The following is a 17,369-nucleotide window of genomic DNA, read 5'->3' as shown; positions in this document are numbered from 1 at the left end:
ACTCTTTTACTTGATTTCAATATTTAAGTTTTTACTTTTTACAAGGTTAATAAATTATTCTTTATTTCTTGGAGAAATAATTTCTGTTTTATGTGTATCGTAAACAATTTCAAGTCGGTCAAATGATAATGCATGAGCTGCTATTGGATTTTTCGTATTTGAAATTTGTTTTATATCTCTTATAAATATACGTTTTGTAACGAGACCCGATCTAATTGTAATTATTTCTTCCCCGGCAATATATTTTGCCAAAAACCAACTCCAGCTAAACAACATTGCTAATGGAATTGTAAAAAGCAAAAGAAAATATTCTCTCCCTACAAAAATTGTCGCAAAATAAGCACCAAAAACAATGAAAACAAGTGGATATAACCATGTATCTTTTTTTGATGGAAATTCGATTTCCATCCCCCTTCTATGCCCATATTTCTATAAAACAAAAAGAGAAGTATCACAACTTCTCTTTTCTCCCCTAACACTATAATTCCTGTGTATACACCGGCTCGTTTACGACGTTTTTTGCTGTACGTTTTTGTTGCTGCAGTAAGAAAACAGATACACCAAACAATACGAGCATGCTACCGATAATTTGCATTGCATTTAATTTTTCTCCAAGTAAGAAGAACGCAAGTATAGATGCTCCAACAGGTTCTCCTAAAATACTCATTGAAATCGTCGTTGCATTCACATAATTTAACAGCCAATTATTAATTACATGTGACACTGTCGGCACAACCGCAAGTAAAAGAAAAACGGTCCAATCCCATTTCGTATAACCTGTAAAAGGTACTTGTAATATGACATTATAAATCCCCATAAAAAGACCTGCGAACGCAAAGACTGTAAAACTATAAATCCAGTGTGATACTTTCTTTACTGTCGTTTGCCCGATAAATAAATAACCGACAACTGCTATTACACTTAGAAAGGATAATATGTCTCCATAAATTGCTTGCTTACTTAACCCTAAATCTCCCCAACCAATGCACATTACCCCTAAAATAGCGATTCCCATCGTTGCAATGGCTGAATATGTTGTTCTTTCTTTAAACAGAAAAAAACCTCCAACTAAAGATACGATCGGTTGAAGTGCCAAAATAATTGTTGAACTAGCAACTGTTGTATGCTTTAAAGATTCAAACCATAAAAGAAAATGAAGTGCTAAAAAGAAACCAGATCCAATTAAAAAGCCCCAATCTTTCATTTGAATCCTATTAAATTCCTCTCTTTTTTTCCATACGATAGGCAGCATAATAAGTACGATAATCCATAAGCGGTACATACTTAATATTGAAGATGGTGCTGAGGACATCTTTACAAAAACTGCTGCAAAGGAAATGGCAATTATAGAAATAGCCAATGGTAGTGCGATTGATTTTTCTTGTTTCAAATCCTGTCTCCCCTCTCACCTGTCAAAAATCCCACTTCATTATATCCGTTTTCTTTCGTAACTTAAATACTAATTTTTTAGATTCTTCGTACCATTATGGTAAAATAGAAATTAAGGCGCCAATTAGTGAATATTTCTTTCCTTTTCACTACAAGCGTCGCTCTTACAATCGTTACAGTAAATTTTTATTTAGGGGGATCTACATGAGTCAAACAATAGGGAGAATTGAAGAAATTTCATTTTATAGCGCATCACTTCAAGAAGACGTTACACTTCTCGTTTATTTACCTGTAAATTACACACCACTGCACAAACATACAGTTGTAATTGCACAAGATGGTAGAGATTATTTTCAGCTCGGTAAAGCGCACCGTGTAATTGAGCGCCTTCGTGAAACCGAAGAAATTGACCGTACAATTATTGTCGGTATTCCATATAAAAATGTACATGATCGTAAAGAAAAATATTTCCCAAATGAAGTGAAAAATGCTGCATATATTCGTTTCCTTGCTCATGAACTTGCACCATACATTGATGAAAATTATCCAACGTACCAAATGGGAAAAGGTCGTGTTTTAATTGGTGATTCTCTTGGCGGAACAGTTTCCTTTATGACTGCACTTATGTATCCGCATACATTCGGTAAAGTCGTTATGCAATCACCATTTGTGGATGAGACAGTGATGAACTTAGCAAAAGAATTCAAAGATCCACAGGCGTTAGAACTGTATCACGTCATCGGTACAGAAGAAACGGCTGTAAAGCGTACTGATGGACAAGTATCGGATTTCGTAGGGCCGAACCGTGAGTTAAATAAGCTTCTTACGGATAGAAATTTCATCACGCATTACGAGGAGTTTGAAGGCAATCATACTTGGAAATATTGGCAAACTGATTTACCGAAAGCCTTCTCTCATATTCTAGCAATGAAATAATAGAGAGCAGTATTCAGAATAATTTGATATAATAGATAAAGAGATTTATTTATCTCAAAATCTAACTAGACTTACAAAGGGAGGAATTGGAACATGAAATTAGGCATTGTAATTTTTCCATCTAAAATGATTCAAGATAAAGCGAACGGATTGCGTAAACGTTATGACCCGCACTACGCATTAGTTCCACCACATATTACATTGAAAACACCCTTTGAGGCGCAAGATGAACAATTAGAGTCGATTGTAAACGAATTACATACAATCGCAAGTAAAACGAACCCTTTCACCCTTCATGTTGGGAAAGTTGGTTCATTCGCACCTGTTAATAACGTCCTTTACTTTAAAGTAGAAAAAACACCTGAACTTACTTTCTTAAATGAAGAAATGCATAGCGGGTTATTCACGCAAGAACGCGAATATGCTTTCGTACCTCATTTAACAATCGGACAAGGCTTATCAGATGCAGAGCATGCTGATGTTTTGGGCCGATTACGTATGAAAGATTTCTATTACGAACAGCCAATTGATCGTTTCCATCTTCTATATCAATTAGAAAATGGAACATGGACTGTACACGAAACATTCCGTCTTGGAAAGGGGAACAACTAATTTGCACGCACAGATTGTACAAACGGACGAACAACTAAGAGATGCATTCTCTGTACGTAAACAAGTGTTTGTAAATGAACAACGTGTCTCTGCTGAAGAAGAGTACGATGAGTTTGAAGAAACTTCCACACACGTTGTTATATATGACAATGATGTTCCAGTTGGTGCTGGACGTTTTCGCACCCTTGATGGTATAGGAAAAATGGAACGCATTTGCGTGTTAGGTTCCCATCGTAAAAAAGGTATCGGAAAAATTGTTATGGATGCGCTTGAAGCGTATGCAAAGGAAAATTCGTTACCGAAATTGAAACTTCATGCTCAAACACATGCTGAAGATTTCTATAAAAAACTTGGATATGTAACAAGTTCTGATGTATTTATGGAAGCAAATATCCCGCACGTCATAATGATAAAAGAATTGTAATTTGAAAGCAGGAGGTGACCCCTCCTGTTTTTTTACATTGCTATTTTCTTTTTCTTCCGCTAAAGTTAAATGTTGATGCTATAGTTTTGAAGGTGAACATATGACACAAGAAAAATTTTCACAAAAATCGTTAACACACGCTGATATTCCGCGTGCGACATATCATATTCCGAAAACATCTACCCATTTAATTATGGAAGAAGATGTAGATGCGGCTTATTTCCGCGCTCTAGAACAACAAAATGTTTTTTTAAACGAAAAACAATTAGAAGCTGTGCGCACAACAGAAGGTCCTGTTCTTACACTAGCTGGTGCCGGAAGCGGGAAAACATCTGTTTTAACAACTCGCGTTGGTTATTTAGTAAATGTAAAACAAGTTCATCCACGAAATATTTTATTACTTACATTTACACAAAAAGCTGCTGAAGAAATCCGAAGTCGTGTTGCGAAGTTACCAGGTATGAATCATGCAGCAAGTAGCTACGTAGTCGCTGGTACATTCCACTCTGTTTTCTTAAAATTGCTTCGTAGTCAAGGGTATAATCAACAAATTTTAGCAAATGAAAAACATAAACAAATTATGATAAAGAAAATCTTAAAAGAATTGCGTTTAAAAGACGATTACGATGCTGAAACGATGCTCGCGATGATTTCACTTGAAAAAAACAAATTAAATCGTCCGAAAGATGTAAAAGCGAAAACACCAGTGGAACAAGAATTTAAAGAAGTATATGAACGTTTTGAAGAGGTAAAACAACGATACAATTATATTGATTTCGATGACATCTTATTGGAAACATATTATATGTTAGAAAATAATGCTCCTTTACTAACTCAATTACAACAACGTTTTCACTACATTGAAGTAGATGAGTTTCAAGATACATCCTATGCACAATATGAAATTGTAAAATTGTTAGCCACGCCAAGAAATAATTTGTTCATCGCAGGTGATGATGATCAAGCAATTTATGGCTGGCGAGGGGCAAGTCACCAAATTATTTTATCTTTTCCAAAAGAATTTGATAACACAACAATTATTGCACTAAATACGAATTATCGATCCAATCCCTTTATCGTCGGGCTTGGAAATGAAGTTATAAAATTAAATCAAGAACGTTTTGATAAAGAGCTATACTCCGTTCGCGAGGAAGGTGTACAACCTTTTTATGCACGACCTGCTACGACTCTTGATGAAGCAAATCAAATTTTACAGCTCATTCAAGAAAAAGTAGATAGCGGTGACCGAAACTATAAAGATTTTTGTTTACTGTATCGCACACATTCTGTAAGTCGTTCGTTACTTGATCAGCTTACCATTCATAAAATCCCGTTTATTAAACACGGGGCGAGCCAATCATTTTATGAACATTCTTTAATTAAGCCTGTATTAGATCATTTAAGACTCGTGATTGAGCCGTTTCGGCTAGAATCACTTTCAAACATATTGCCGACGATGTATATCGGACGTGATGACTGTATTTCATTTATTGAACGTGAACAATGGAAATATAGTGAGGGACGCTTCCCTTCTCTTCTTCATTTCTTACTATTAAATCCAAGCTTAAAACCTTTTCAAGTGAAAAAGGTAAATGAGCGCATCGATTTTATTAAGTTTATTAAAGAATTAGAACCGAAAAAAGCATTAAAAGAAATTATTCATGGTAAAGGAAAATATTTAGAGTACTTACAAAGTAACGATCGTTCTTCCTTTACGATGCATAAAGACATACAAGAAGAAATGTTGGAAGAATTAATGGAGTCTGCAACTCGTTTCACCGATATTCCAGCTTATTTACAATTTATCGACGAGGCGATTCAAGGTCAAAAAGAAATGGAAGCATTAAAAACAATGCCGCAAAAAGATGCCGTTTCACTTATGTCAATCCATAACGCAAAAGGCCTTGAATTTCCATGTGTCTTTTTACTTGGAGCGAGTGATGGAATCCTGCCCCATACTTCTTCTTTAAAAGATGCAAATGATCGTATTACGGAAACTTCTGAAGCGTTAGAAGAAGAACGCCGATTACTGTATGTCGCCATTACACGTGCAAAAGAAGAACTTTACATTTCTTCTCCGCAATTTTTCAGAGGAAAGAAATTAGATATATCTCGTTTTTTATATACTGTGCGAAAAGATTTACCTGAAAAGACATCCACTAAATAAGGATGTCTTTTTTTATATCACGTTATGTACATCCCTCCTATATAAATTCCCTGTTTTTATCGTGAGAATTAACGTAATATCAGCCATATCCCACTCATATTGTAATAGTGTATGTCAGAACTCACGAGAAGGAGTGAACATAATGAGCTGCAATTGTAACGAAGACCATCATGAACATGATTGTGATTTCAACTGTGTATCTAATGTCGTTCGCTTTATACATGAACTGCAAGAATGTGCAACGACAACATGTGGATCTGGTTGCGAAGTTCCATTTTTAGGAGCACATAACACTGCATCAGTAGCGAATACACGTCCTTTTATTTTATACACAAAAGCCGGAGCACCTTTTGAAGCATTTGCACCATCTTCAAGCCTTACTAGTTGCCGATCTCCAATTTTCCGCGTAGAAAGTATAGATGATGATGACTGTGCTGTATTACGTGTATTAACTGTAGTATTAGGTGATAACTCACCCGTACCACCTACTGATGACCCAATTTGTACGTTTTTAGCTGTACCAAATGCAAGATTAGTATCAACCTCTACTTGCATTACTGTTGATTTAAGTTGCTTCTGTGCTATTCAATGCTTACGCGATGTTACAATTTAAAACTAAATAATGAGTTAAGTATGGATTGGGTGGCAGATAATTCTGCCACCCAATCCATGCTTAAAGAGTATTATTATGTAAATTTCTTAAAATTGGGAACTTGTCTAGAACATAGAACCTGTCCTTTTCATTAACTGAAAGTAGAAACAGATAAAGGAGTGAAAAACATGTTCTCTTCTGATTGCGAATTTACTAAAATTGATTGTGAGGCAAAGCCAGCTAGTACACTACCTGCCTTCGGTTTTGCTTTCAACGCGTCTGCACCTCAGTTCGCTTCACTATTTACACCACTACTATTACCTAGCGTAAGTCCAAACCCAAATATTACTGTTCCAGTAATAAATGATACAGTAAGTGTTGGAGATGGCATTCGAATTCTACGAGCTGGTATTTATCAAATCAGTTATACATTAACGATTAGTCTTGATAACGCACCTGTAGCACCAGAAGCTGGTCGTTTCTTCTTATCATTAAATACGCCAGCTAACATTATTCCTGGATCAGGTACAGCGGTTCGTTCTAACGTTATTGGTACTGGTGAAGTAGACGTATCCAGCGGTGTTATTCTTATTAACTTAAATCCTGGTGACTTAATTCAAATTGTACCAGTTGAGTTAATTGGAACTGTAGACGTCCGTGCAGCAGCATTAACAGTTGCACAAATTAGCTAGTAAAAAGCGGTATTTCTAATACAGAAATACCGCTTTTTATATGTATAATAAAAAACACTCACAGTAACATGAGTGTTTCATTCTTCATATTGTTTTATTGTGTTCTTCTTTTTCCCACAATTACATCCCTTTTTCTTCACAAATCCTTGTTGTTGCAATTGTTCTTGATATGCCTGTTGTTGTGCATGGTGCTGTTGCTGTATTTGATACCACTGCTGCAGGTCATATGAATTTTGCCTTGGATTATTGCTCACAGCAAACATCTCCTCTACTGTCAATTCTGTCTATTTACTATATGAACAACTCTTTATTTCCGTTCCCTCATTCTTTTAAACTCCGCTTTTTCTCTTATTATGAAAATATATTATTCTCCCATAAAATATCCTGTAATCGTTTCAATGATTGCTGCTGCTCCTGCAATAGCCAATAATGCAAGTAACGGCTCCGCAACAATAGGAATCCAATTATATAAAACTAATAAAAAAGCACTAACCCATACACCTGTACACCAATAACAGCTTAATAATTCGCCAATCCACTTTCTTAATCCTTTACCTTTCACTTTTGTAAACGTTGATACACTTCCATCTGGCTCCGTAATCTCTAATTCATCAATAAATGGTCTTCGCAAAAAGGCTGTAATTTTATCATAAACAATTAAACGAGTGAGCCTAAAGGCTGCTAACGCGAAAATAAAAAATAAAAGCCAGCTTGTAAACAGCATAATTCCACCTTCCCTTATCCTCTTTCGCCTATTTAAAAAAAAAGGTCTTGAGATTGTGACCAAATCTCCTCGACTCCAATATCTTATTAATGTAAATACAAACAAGAAGATAAGGAGTGACATTAATGAGTTGTAACGAAAATAAACACCATGGCTCTTCTCATTGTGTAGTTGACGTTGTAAAATTCATCAATGAATTACAAGATTGTTCTACAACAACGTGTGGATCTGGTTGTGAAATTCCATTTTTAGGTGCACACAATACTGCATCAGTAGCAAATACACGTCCTTTTATTTTATACACAAAAACTGGAGAACCTTTTGAAGCATTTGCACCATCTGCAAGCCTTGTTGGCTGCCGATCTCCAATTTTCCGTGTGGAAAGTGTAGATGATGATAGCTGTGCTGTACTACGTGTATTAAGTGTAGTATTAGGTGATAGCTCTCCTGTACCACCTACTGATGACCCAATTTGTACGTTTTTAGCTGTACCAAATGCAAGACTAGTATCGACATCTACTTGCATTACTGTTGATTTAAGCTGTTTCTGTGCGATTCAGTGCTTACGCGACGTTACTATCTAATGTGAAGTGAACTAAAAAACTATTGGGGTGGTAGAAGCTTTCTACCACCTTTACATATTTAAAAGCCGGCCATACTAATCGATTGGATATCATCTATAGACAACCTAATATCTCTCATACTATTTTGCGGCATAATAGATACGATGCCATTACGATACGATATGATTGATCCAACATAAGAAACTGTAGCTGTTTTTATTCTACACCTTACTTTCGGAATGTAATGAGGGCGGTTTAATAAAAAATGAATTTTTTCATCATTATTCATATCCTTAAATGATTTATTATACGGGACGGTTCTTACCTGCTCTTGCTCTTCTTGTTCTTCTTGTTCTTCTTTTTCCTCTTCTTCTATTTTTCCTTCCACTTGCTGTTCTTCTTGCTTCTCTTCTTGTTGTTCTTGTTCTATTACCTCTTCCACAGCACTACTTACAATATTTTCTTGTCTATTACTTTTTTCTTTTTGATCTTCATTTTCAAAGTTTGTCAGGATAATCCTTTTTATTTTCGGTGCAGCAAGTTCTAAACTTACTTGCGTAATATATAACAACGGTTTTCCAACTGTTGAACTTTTATTTTTATTCTTCACACTCGTCCCTCCCACTTCCATACGTAGCTGAATAAATCGTGTACTATTATAGTTATATTCATCACGTGGCAAGAACTTTCGTTAAAAATCGTTCTTTCTAAGAACAAATAAAAAGGACAATCTCAGCATTTAGAGATTGTCCTTTAAAAATTAATATTATATTTATCCTAGGATATGATACCCTGAATCAACGTGAATGTTTTCTCCTGTTACACCGCGTGCTAAATCACTGAATAGGAATACTGCTGTATCGCCAACTTCTTCTTGCGTTGTTGTACGACGAAGTGGTGCGCGCTCCTCAATTTCTCTTAAGATTGAGTTGAAATCGCCTACACCTTTTGCAGATAACGTACGAATTGGTCCTGCAGAAATAGCGTTGACGCGAATACCATGTTGACCTAAATCGTTCGCTAAATATTTCACGCTCGCTTCTAATGAAGCTTTCGCAACACCCATAACGTTATAATTTTTCACAACGCGCTCGCCGCCAAGATATGTTAACGTTAAAATATTTCCGCCTTCTGTCATTACTTTCTTCGCTTCTCTTGCTACAGCTGTTAAAGAGAATGCACTAATATTTTGTGCAAGTAAAAATCCATCGCGAGAAGTATCTACAAATTCACCTTTTAAGTCATCGCGATTTGCAAAAGCAATACAATGTGCTACACCGTGAATAGTACCTACTTCTTGTTTAATTGTTTCAAAACAAGCTGTAAGTTCCTCATCATTCGTTACATCACAAGGTAATACAAGTGATTCTTGCCCTTCTAATGTGTCCGCTAATTCACGAACGTTTCTTTCTAAACGTTCTCCTGCATATGTGAAGATTAATTTTGCACCTGCATTATGCAAAGAGCGAGCAATTCCCCATGCAATACTTCTTTGGTTCGCAACGCCCATAACAACAAATGTTTTCCCTTGTAATAGTTCCATGATATATCCTCCCAGAAATACTTATACTTGTTATTAGTACCTGATACTATAATTATAGTAACATAAAACCGCTTAAAGGCAAACAAAAAAGTCATTAACAGAAATTTGTTAATGACTTTTGGTTTCTATAAAAAAGCGCTCTAATCCTTCTTCCCAAGACGGCATTTGTAAAAAACCATTTAATCGTAGCATGTTATGTTGAAAGATAGAATATTTGGGCCTTGCAGCCGCAGCTCCGAATTCTTCCGTTGAAACAGGTAATACATTCACTTTCATATTGGCGTACGAAAATATTTTTTGTGCAAATTCAAACCAAGAGCATGAACCTCTGTTTGATACGTGGTATGTACCGTATAAAGAAGTATGAATGAGCTTATTAATAACCATATTTAAATCCGCCACATACGTAGGAGAGCCAACTTGATCCGCTACAACAGATATTTCATCTCTTTCTTTTCCTAATCGTATCATCGTTTTTACGAAATTATTTCCATATTTACCATATAGCCACGATGTGCGAACGATAAAATATTTATTATGTAACTCTTTGACGAACTGCTCCCCCGCATACTTAGAGGCTCCATATATATTTACCGGAGCAGGACTATGAAATTCATCGTACCCCTCTGGTCTGGCGCCTTGAAATACATAATCAGTACTAATATAAACTAGCTTCGCCCCTACTAATTGTGAAGCGACCGCTACATTTCGAGCTCCGATTGCATTTATTCTATATGCAAGATCCTGTTCTTTCTCTGCATGATCTACTTTCGTATAGGCAGCACAATGAATAATTATATGTGGTTTTATTTCTTGTACCACTTGTTGTATTCGGGATATATTTGTGACATCTAGTAACTTTTTATCAAATGCATATATATCATATTCTTCAGAGTTTAACTCTTCAAATAGTTGCTTTCCTAATTGGCCGTTTGCTCCTGTTATGATAACCCTCTCTTTCATTTAACATGCCCCTTACTAATCTTTTAGTGGTTTCCACCATTCCTTATTCTTTTCATACCATTTCACCGTCTCTTGTAATCCTTGTTGAAATGTATATTTCGGTTCCCAATCAAATTCATTCTTCATTTTCTCTGCATCAATCGCATAACGACGATCGTGCCCTAAACGATCTGTAACATATTCAATATCTTTTTTTGTTTTTCCTAAAAGAGTAATAATTTGTTCCACAACTTCTACATTTGTTTTTTCATTATTTCCACCTATATTATATACTTCTCCTACACGTCCCTTATGCAGAACAACGTCAATCGCACTGCAATGATCCGTTACATGTAACCAATCTCTTACATTTAAACCATCACCATATAACGGTAATTTTTTTCCTTCCAGTGCATTCGTAACCATTAATGGAATTAATTTCTCGGGATACTGGTACGGCCCATAATTGTTAGAACAACGCGTTACTATAACTGGTAATTGATATGTTTTATAGTAAGATAGAGCTATCATGTCCGCGCTCGCCTTACTTGAAGAATATGGACTATTTGGAGCTAACGGCGTTGTCTCTGTGAACTTCCCTGTTTTTCCTAAAGAACCATACACTTCATCTGTTGACACTTGCACAAGTTTTATATGCGAATATTTTTTAACTAGTTCTAATAAAGTGACCGTCCCAATTACATTTGTATCATAAAAAGGAATCGGATTTTCAATACTACGGTCCACATGTGATTCAGCTGCAAAATTTACAATCACTTGTACGTCTCGCTCTTTTATGACGTGTTCTAATAGCTCTCCATTTTGAATTTCTCCTTTTACAAAAGAGTAATTCGGGTGATCCTGAAGAGATTTTACATTATTTAAATTCCCGCTATATGTTAATGCATCGTAATTAATAATTTTATATGTTTCATAACTTTGTAGCATGTAATGAACGAAATTACTTCCAATAAATCCAGCCCCACCTGTTACTAATATATTCATAAACAACTCTCCTACTTAAAAACTATCTTCATATTCCTCTAGTAATGGCAATATCCGGTCCTTATCGGACAATATGGGATCTGTTACCGGCCAAGGAATTGCTAAATCTTTATCTTCCCAAAGTAATCCAGAGTCATGCTCTGCACTATAATATTCATCTACTTTATACATAACGATAGTATGCGGGACAAGCGTGCAAAAACCATGGGCAAATCCTTTTGGCACTAGTAATTGCCGATGGTTATCTGCACTTAAAATATACCCTTTCCATTGTTTAAATGTTGGTGATTTTTTTCGCAAATCAACGATAACATCATAAATTGCTCCTTGCATAACTTGAATGAGTTTCGTTTGTGCTTTCGGTTTTTTTTGAAAGTGTAGCCCCCGTATCGTTCCTGCCTTAACCGAATAAGATACGTTATCCTGTACAAATGAATACGTAATCCCTAATGTTTCTAGCACCTGCTTATTATAGCTCTCTGAAAAAAAGCCACGCTCATCTCCAAATAACCTCGGTTCTAACAATTTTGCATCGGTAAAATTTGTTTCTATAACTTTCATATTCTCACCTATTCTCCGTTAAACTGTTTCCCAAAGTTAATATCCTGTGCTAACGTATTCGCCTTTTGAAGAGAAGCATGAGTTCCAGCATCAGTCCACCAACCGCTCATTTCATTATAAGTAAGTACCCCTCGTTTTAAATACCAATTATTTATATCTGTAATTTCAAGTTCTCCCCGTGCAGAAGGTTTTAATTCTTTTATATAAGAAAAGACTTTCGAATCATACAAATAAATTCCCGTAACAGCATAAGAACTTTTCGGCTCTTTCGGCTTTTCTTCAATTTCAACTATTTTTCGGTTTTGAATATGTGCTACGCCAAATCTTTCGGGATCTTCTACAGATTGCAATAGTACTTTCGCACCTTCTTTTTGATTTGCAAACTCTTCAACATACGGAAGAATATCATCTGAGAAAATATTATCTCCTAATATAACTACCATACGATCATTCCCGACGAAATCTTCACAAAGCCCTAACGCCTGTGCGATCCCGCCCGCTTTATCTTGCACACGATACGTAAAGGACACGCCAAATTCATGACCACTTCCTAAAAAGCTAACAACATCCCCCATATGCTCTTTACCTGTAATAATCATAATATCTGTAATATCGCATTGTTTTAGTTTATATACCGCATGATAAATCATCGGATACCGCCCAACAGGAAGTAAATGTTTATTCGTTACTTTCGTTATTGGATATAATCTCGACCCAGTACCACCTGCTAAAATAATTCCTTTCACTCTGCATCTCTCCTTTATGATGGAGATAATATATCTTTGTAATGTTCTACAAACACTTTCCGGTACTTCTCATATGTATCCGCATCAAACTCATCCCCGTTGTAATGAATACACCATAAATTTGCTTGATTTGGGATACCGATTAAATAACCAGCCCTTTGAAATTCTAAAGATTGTGACACATCATAAAAGTGAAACCCTTGAAATAAATCTTCTCGCCACGGAATATCATACTGCGTTGCCATAAATAAACCATCAATTGCCTGAACTGACAAAAATGGTTGATTACCATAAAAAACCTGATCCAAATTTAATAATTGATAATTCCGTCTTCTATATTCAATCACTTTCCCTACTAAATTTTTCCCTTCCCACCATATCCCGTTATTCGGTAAAAACTGAGCCCCAGCGACCCCTATTAAACCAAGCTTTTCATTTTCTTCAAAAAGAGATATAAGTGTATAAAACATATCTCGATTAATAAGATATGTATCTTGATGTATATACACTTTGTATTTCGCTGGATATGAAAGGGCTCGGTTATATGCACTTGCCATACTTTGTGCATCTCGTATCGGAAAAATTTGTACAGCGTAACCAGGGGGAACAAAAATGTTTCTTATTTGGCTCTCACATTGTTTAAAAAGCTCCTCATTATTTACACAAACAACGACTAATATTGTATGATCTTTCATTTTTGTCCCCCCTTTATTCTTCCTTATTTACATCTGCCATATAGTGTTCTACAAATATTTTTCGATACTTTTCATAGTTCGTCATATTCACATCAAAATGATAATGGATGCACCAAGCATCGCGCTGTACAGGTACACCGACTGTATATCCTGCTTTTTTAAATTCAAATGATTGAGATACATCATAAAAATCAAATCCGTCAAATAAGTCTTCTCGCCACGGAACATCATATTGTGTCGCCATTAATAAACCGTCAATACATTCTACAGGAATAAATGTTTTTGATTCATGATACGGTTGTTCTAAACTTGCCATATAAAACAAATCATTCATATAACCAATGACCTTTCCTACAATTCCACGCCCTTCGTTCCATACACCAGTTGGAGGAACATATTGCGCTCCAACCATCCCAATCATACCAAGGTGTTCATGTTCCTCAAATAATTGAAGTAATCCATATAAAAAAGCTCTATTTATAATAAAAACATCTTGATGTAAATACACTTTATACTTCGCTGGATGCGAAATAGCTTGATTGTATCCACTCGTCATACTTTTCGCATTTCGAATCGGCATAAATTGAACAATATACCCTGGAGGTACTAACAATTGCAATATATGTCGCACGCAGTTTGCATACAATTTCCGATCATTTATACATGTAACAAATAATATTGTTTTGTCTGCAGCACTCATAATTGTGATTTTTCAGCTTCAATAATATACTGAAATACAACTGTCTCAGCCATGAAGCCACTTCCAAGACGATATTTTTTACAAATTCCATACAACTCCTCAATAAGCGGCTCATACATTTTATGATCAACATATACACGATCTACTTTACTAATAACATATCCTGCTTTTAAAAACATTCTTAGCATTTCATTAAATGTAAAGAAACGAATATGTGTTTTATCTAATAAACCATATTCTGTATACGTCCAATTTCCGGCAAGTAAGGGCGCTAATACTGAAATATGAGCAACGTTTGGTATACTTGCTAAAATCACACCATTTTGCTTTATATATGGCTTAACCTTTTCAATCACAGCCCATGGATCAAATAAATGCTCTAATACATCTCCAAATAGGATGCAATCAAATTGCCCCTCCTCATAAGGAAGATCTATTTTTTCTATATCCCCTAAAATAACATGATCTAGTATTTCTTTCGCTTTTTCTGCAGCCTCTGGAAATGCCTCAATTCCTGATACACGTGTACCGTTTTCTTTAATAGCTGCTCCCAATGCACCGCTCGAGCAACCAATATCAAGAACTTCTTTCCATTCCTTTTTTATATGCTTTAATAAATTCGGATTCGCTGCATTATAATAATGCTCGGATTTTTCTTCATATAAAGAACTTTTTTCGCGATTCATTTCACACACTCCTTATGCAAATTGAATTAGAAATATAAATCTCATATGAATTCTATAAAGTGTAGTTTTTGTTCATCCCCCACTGATTATTAGCCCGCAAATAGCAGTATAAAAATTTTTATCTATATTGGTTACGTTACTGATACTCTAATATATAACCAATCTATTAGAGTTAGAATAACGATAAATCATTTCTAAAAAACGAAACCTATTACGCTTTATATGGTTTATCAAAAACTCCCCGAAAATATTTACGGTTATATTCAATTGCAGCATTATTCGGAACATAAGAAGCTGCTAATTCATTGTAATAATATGCTTTATCCTGCTCTCCTAACCTGCTATAACAAATACACATTTGTAAATAGGGTAGCCATGTGTAGCTAGCTGGACTATGGAAAGGACTTTCCGTTGCCATTGGTACTTCCGTTGCAAGTTTAAACCAAAATATCGCTTCATTATATTTTTCTTGTTCCATATATATATATCCTATTCTTGTACAATTCTCTCCTCTAGGGACGTCATACCGAAACGACTTCACACAAGATTCAATTGCCTTCTCCCACATTCCGAGCTTCGCATAGCAATCTCCTAACTTACCACATGCATAAATTTTTTCTTCATACCATCCTTCGTCCTGATTAAGAAATGTTTCATAAAGAAGAACTGCATCATCATATTTTTGGTTATCCATAGATTCATTTGCGTAATAAAATAAATCCCTTGGACTCAATTCTTCCCCTGCAGCTACAGTGTTTTGAAAAATTCTCAAATTACGATCTGTTACTTTTTTTTCTTTTTTATGCGTAATAGCAACATTACTACTAAAAACCTCACCAGAAATAGCTAAATACTCGTGAACCTTTCCAAACCATTGAAATTGTTTTTCACGTTTTACAAGTCGATTTCTTTTTGTACAATATAAAGGTTTCCCGTTAGAATCCATTGCAAGGTGATAAGGCATCGAAACGGCATCAATTTTAGGATCTAATTCTCTTTTTAAAAGTTTCAACGCTTCTTGAGCATCTTCTAATAATACGTCATCTGCATCTAGCCACAATATATACTCTTGCGTCGCTTTTGAAAAAGAAAAATTTCTTGCTGCTGCAAAATCATCAATCCACTGGAAATCATATATGTTAGAAGTGTATTTCTCTACGATTTCTTTCGTTCGATCGACGGAACCTGTATCAACTACTATAATTTCATCCACAATTTTTTCAACTGTGTCTAAACAACGGGCTATTGTCTCCTCTTCATCTCGAACAATCATACATAAACTAATTGTAATTCCTTGCTTGTTCAACATAATCACCCTCTTCCAAATCAATCATATGTTATACCTATACTAAACTTTCCATTTTTTTAAATTGTTCAAGTAGTTTAAGATTTCTTTTCAATAATTCAAATGTCCGTGTCATTTTCTTTCGGTTTTGCATCTACTATATAATGAACGCTTTATGGAGGTGAATTTATGTCAAATAATAATTATTCAAATGGATTAAATCCCGATGAATCTTTATCAGCTAGTGCATTTGACCCTAATCTTGTAGGACCTACATTACCACCGATACCACCGTTTACCCTTCCGACTGGCCGACCGGGCGACTGGACCGACCGGACCTACAGGGCCGACTGTACCTACGGGGCCAACTGGACCTACGGGAACTGGTGACACTGGTACTGGACTACGGGGCCGACTGGTGACACTGGGGCTACTGACCTACGGGCCGACTGGTGACACTGGCTACTGGGGGGCCGACTGACACTGGAGCTACTGGACCTACGGGCCGACTGGTGACACTGGAGCTACTGGACCTACGGGGCCGACTGGTGACACTGGGGCTACTGGACTTACGGGGCCGACTGGTGACACTGGAGCTACTGGACCGACTGGGGCTACTGGACCGACTGGACCAACTGGACCAACTGGACCATCCGGACTAGGACTTCCAGCAGGACTATACGCATTTAACTCCGGTGGGATTTCTTTAGATCTAGGAATTAATGATCCAGTACCATTTAATACTGTTGGATCTCAGTTTGGTACAGCAATTTCTCAATTAGATGCTGATACTTTCGTAATTAGTGAAACTGGATTCTATAAAATTACTGTTATCGCTAATACTGCAACAGCAAGTCTATTAGGAGGTCTTACAATCCAAGTGAATGGAGTACCTGTACCAGGTACTGGATCAAGTTTAATCTCACTCGGAGCACCTATCGTTATTCAAGCAATTACGCAAATTACGACAACTCCATCATTAGTTGAAGTAATTGTTACAGGGCTTGGGCTATCATTAGCTCTTGGCACGAGTGCATCTATTATTATTGAAAAAGTTGCTTAATTTTTTACTTAGCAGTAAAACTGATATCAGTTTTACTGCTTTTT

The 17,369-nt window shown here is 36.0% G+C and carries 21 protein-coding genes and 1 pseudogene; 8 read left to right on the top strand and 14 right to left on the bottom strand.

Translation table 11 applies throughout. The annotated features are described in order from the left end of the window. Positions 1–54 precede the first annotated feature (54 nt). Both AXW78_RS05985 and AXW78_RS05980 read right to left on the bottom strand, forming a co-directional pair. The gene (locus AXW78_RS05985; RefSeq protein ID WP_046945139.1) at positions 55–402 is read right to left on the bottom strand and encodes a PH domain-containing protein; all 348 of its coding nucleotides are present in this window, start codon (positions 400–402) and stop codon (positions 55–57) included. A gap of 76 nt (positions 403–478) precedes the next feature. After that, positions 479–1,390, bottom strand: coding sequence for a DMT family transporter (locus AXW78_RS05980; RefSeq protein ID WP_000806939.1), 912 nt, complete (start codon positions 1,388–1,390; stop codon positions 479–481). A gap of 203 nt (positions 1,391–1,593) precedes the next feature. Here AXW78_RS05980 and AXW78_RS05975 point away from each other — a divergent pair, with 203 nt between their 5' ends. The 6 genes from AXW78_RS05975 to exsF all read left to right on the top strand — a co-directional run bounded on the left by AXW78_RS05975 (position 1,594) and on the right by exsF (position 6,812). Next, positions 1,594–2,325: an alpha/beta hydrolase gene (locus AXW78_RS05975; RefSeq protein WP_000084011.1), complete on the top strand. Its 732-nt coding sequence runs from the start codon at positions 1,594–1,596 to the stop codon at positions 2,323–2,325. Positions 2,326–2,418: 93 nt separating this feature from the next. Next, positions 2,419–2,937 (top strand): YjcG family protein, encoded by a 519-nt coding sequence (locus AXW78_RS05970; protein WP_000765863.1) that lies wholly within the window; start codon positions 2,419–2,421, stop codon positions 2,935–2,937. 1 nt (position 2,938) lies between these two features. Then, entirely contained in the window at positions 2,939–3,361 is a 423-nt protein-coding gene (locus AXW78_RS05965) for a GNAT family N-acetyltransferase (protein WP_000543304.1), read from the top strand. A gap of 100 nt (positions 3,362–3,461) precedes the next feature. Then, entirely contained in the window at positions 3,462–5,528 is a 2,067-nt protein-coding gene (locus tag AXW78_RS05960; protein ID WP_061883899.1) for an ATP-dependent helicase, read from the top strand. Positions 5,529–5,670: 142 nt separating this feature from the next. Continuing rightward, on the top strand, positions 5,671–6,141 hold the full coding sequence (gene cotY, locus AXW78_RS05955; protein ID WP_001277698.1) for a spore coat protein CotY: 471 nt from the start codon (positions 5,671–5,673) through the stop codon (positions 6,139–6,141). Between the two features lie 167 nt (positions 6,142–6,308). Beyond that, a complete protein-coding gene (exsF, locus tag AXW78_RS05950) occupies positions 6,309–6,812 on the top strand; it encodes an exosporium protein ExsF (protein WP_000492936.1) in 504 nt (167 codons plus the stop codon). 77 nt (positions 6,813–6,889) lie between these two features. On the opposite strand, the gene AXW78_RS05945 is transcribed toward exsF, so the two are convergent. Then, a complete protein-coding gene (locus AXW78_RS05945; protein ID WP_033672524.1) occupies positions 6,890–7,075 on the bottom strand; it encodes a hypothetical protein in 186 nt (61 codons plus the stop codon). Between the two features lie 101 nt (positions 7,076–7,176). Further along, positions 7,177–7,536 carry a DUF1360 domain-containing protein gene (locus AXW78_RS05940; protein ID WP_000899662.1) on the bottom strand — a complete coding sequence of 120 codons (360 nt, stop codon included), beginning with the start codon at positions 7,534–7,536 and terminating at the stop codon, positions 7,177–7,179. Positions 7,537–7,661: 125 nt separating this feature from the next. Here AXW78_RS05940 and exsY point away from each other — a divergent pair, with 125 nt between their 5' ends. Beyond that, positions 7,662–8,120, top strand: coding sequence for an exosporium assembly protein ExsY (gene exsY / locus AXW78_RS05935; RefSeq protein ID WP_001277741.1), 459 nt, complete (start codon positions 7,662–7,664; stop codon positions 8,118–8,120). Between the two features lie 58 nt (positions 8,121–8,178). Here the strand turns inward: exsY and AXW78_RS05930 are convergent, their stop codons facing one another. The 10 genes from AXW78_RS05930 to AXW78_RS05885 all read right to left on the bottom strand — a co-directional run bounded on the left by AXW78_RS05930 (position 8,179) and on the right by AXW78_RS05885 (position 16,286). Continuing rightward, positions 8,179–8,730: a spore coat CotO family protein gene (locus AXW78_RS05930; protein ID WP_080029703.1), complete on the bottom strand. Its 552-nt coding sequence runs from the start codon at positions 8,728–8,730 to the stop codon at positions 8,179–8,181. A 141-nt stretch (positions 8,731–8,871) separates the two neighbouring features. Next, positions 8,872–9,642 carry an enoyl-ACP reductase FabI gene (gene fabI / locus AXW78_RS05925; RefSeq protein ID WP_000421886.1) on the bottom strand — a complete coding sequence of 257 codons (771 nt, stop codon included), beginning with the start codon at positions 9,640–9,642 and terminating at the stop codon, positions 8,872–8,874. 108 nt (positions 9,643–9,750) lie between these two features. Then, positions 9,751–10,605, bottom strand: a complete 855-nt coding sequence (gene rfbD / locus AXW78_RS05920; RefSeq protein WP_000664658.1) for a dTDP-4-dehydrorhamnose reductase — start codon at positions 10,603–10,605, stop codon at positions 9,751–9,753. A 15-nt stretch (positions 10,606–10,620) separates the two neighbouring features. Next, a complete protein-coding gene (rfbB, locus tag AXW78_RS05915; RefSeq protein WP_001024172.1) occupies positions 10,621–11,589 on the bottom strand; it encodes a dTDP-glucose 4,6-dehydratase in 969 nt (322 codons plus the stop codon). 15 nt (positions 11,590–11,604) lie between these two features. Beyond that, positions 11,605–12,150, bottom strand: coding sequence for a dTDP-4-dehydrorhamnose 3,5-epimerase (gene rfbC, locus AXW78_RS05910; RefSeq protein ID WP_000864167.1), 546 nt, complete (start codon positions 12,148–12,150; stop codon positions 11,605–11,607). A gap of 8 nt (positions 12,151–12,158) precedes the next feature. After that, entirely contained in the window at positions 12,159–12,896 is a 738-nt protein-coding gene (locus AXW78_RS05905; RefSeq protein ID WP_000676158.1) for a sugar phosphate nucleotidyltransferase, read from the bottom strand. 14 nt (positions 12,897–12,910) lie between these two features. Further along, entirely contained in the window at positions 12,911–13,591 is a 681-nt protein-coding gene (locus tag AXW78_RS05900; RefSeq protein ID WP_000651519.1) for a glycosyltransferase family protein, read from the bottom strand. Between the two features lie 13 nt (positions 13,592–13,604). Further along, the gene (locus AXW78_RS05895) at positions 13,605–14,291 is read right to left on the bottom strand and encodes a glycosyltransferase family protein (protein ID WP_001271182.1); all 687 of its coding nucleotides are present in this window, start codon (positions 14,289–14,291) and stop codon (positions 13,605–13,607) included. Then, complete coding sequence (locus AXW78_RS05890) at positions 14,288–14,977, bottom strand: class I SAM-dependent methyltransferase (protein WP_001078429.1); 690 nt, start codon at positions 14,975–14,977, stop codon at positions 14,288–14,290. The genes AXW78_RS05895 and AXW78_RS05890 overlap by 4 nt, the downstream gene beginning before the upstream one ends. Before the next feature lie 211 nt (positions 14,978–15,188). Next, positions 15,189–16,286 carry a glycosyltransferase gene (locus AXW78_RS05885; RefSeq protein WP_000932906.1) on the bottom strand — a complete coding sequence of 366 codons (1,098 nt, stop codon included), beginning with the start codon at positions 16,284–16,286 and terminating at the stop codon, positions 15,189–15,191. A 165-nt stretch (positions 16,287–16,451) separates the two neighbouring features. Here AXW78_RS05885 and AXW78_RS31790 point away from each other — a divergent pair. Next, positions 16,452–17,325: pseudogene (locus tag AXW78_RS31790) on the top strand (BclA C-terminal domain-containing protein). Positions 17,326–17,369: the final 44 nt, after the last annotated feature.

The sequence above is a fragment of the Bacillus thuringiensis genome, from assembly GCF_001595725.1.
GTDB classification, from domain to species: Bacteria; Bacillota; Bacilli; order Bacillales; family Bacillaceae_G; genus Bacillus_A; species Bacillus_A thuringiensis_K.
This window is presented reverse-complemented; position numbering and strand designations above follow the sequence as displayed.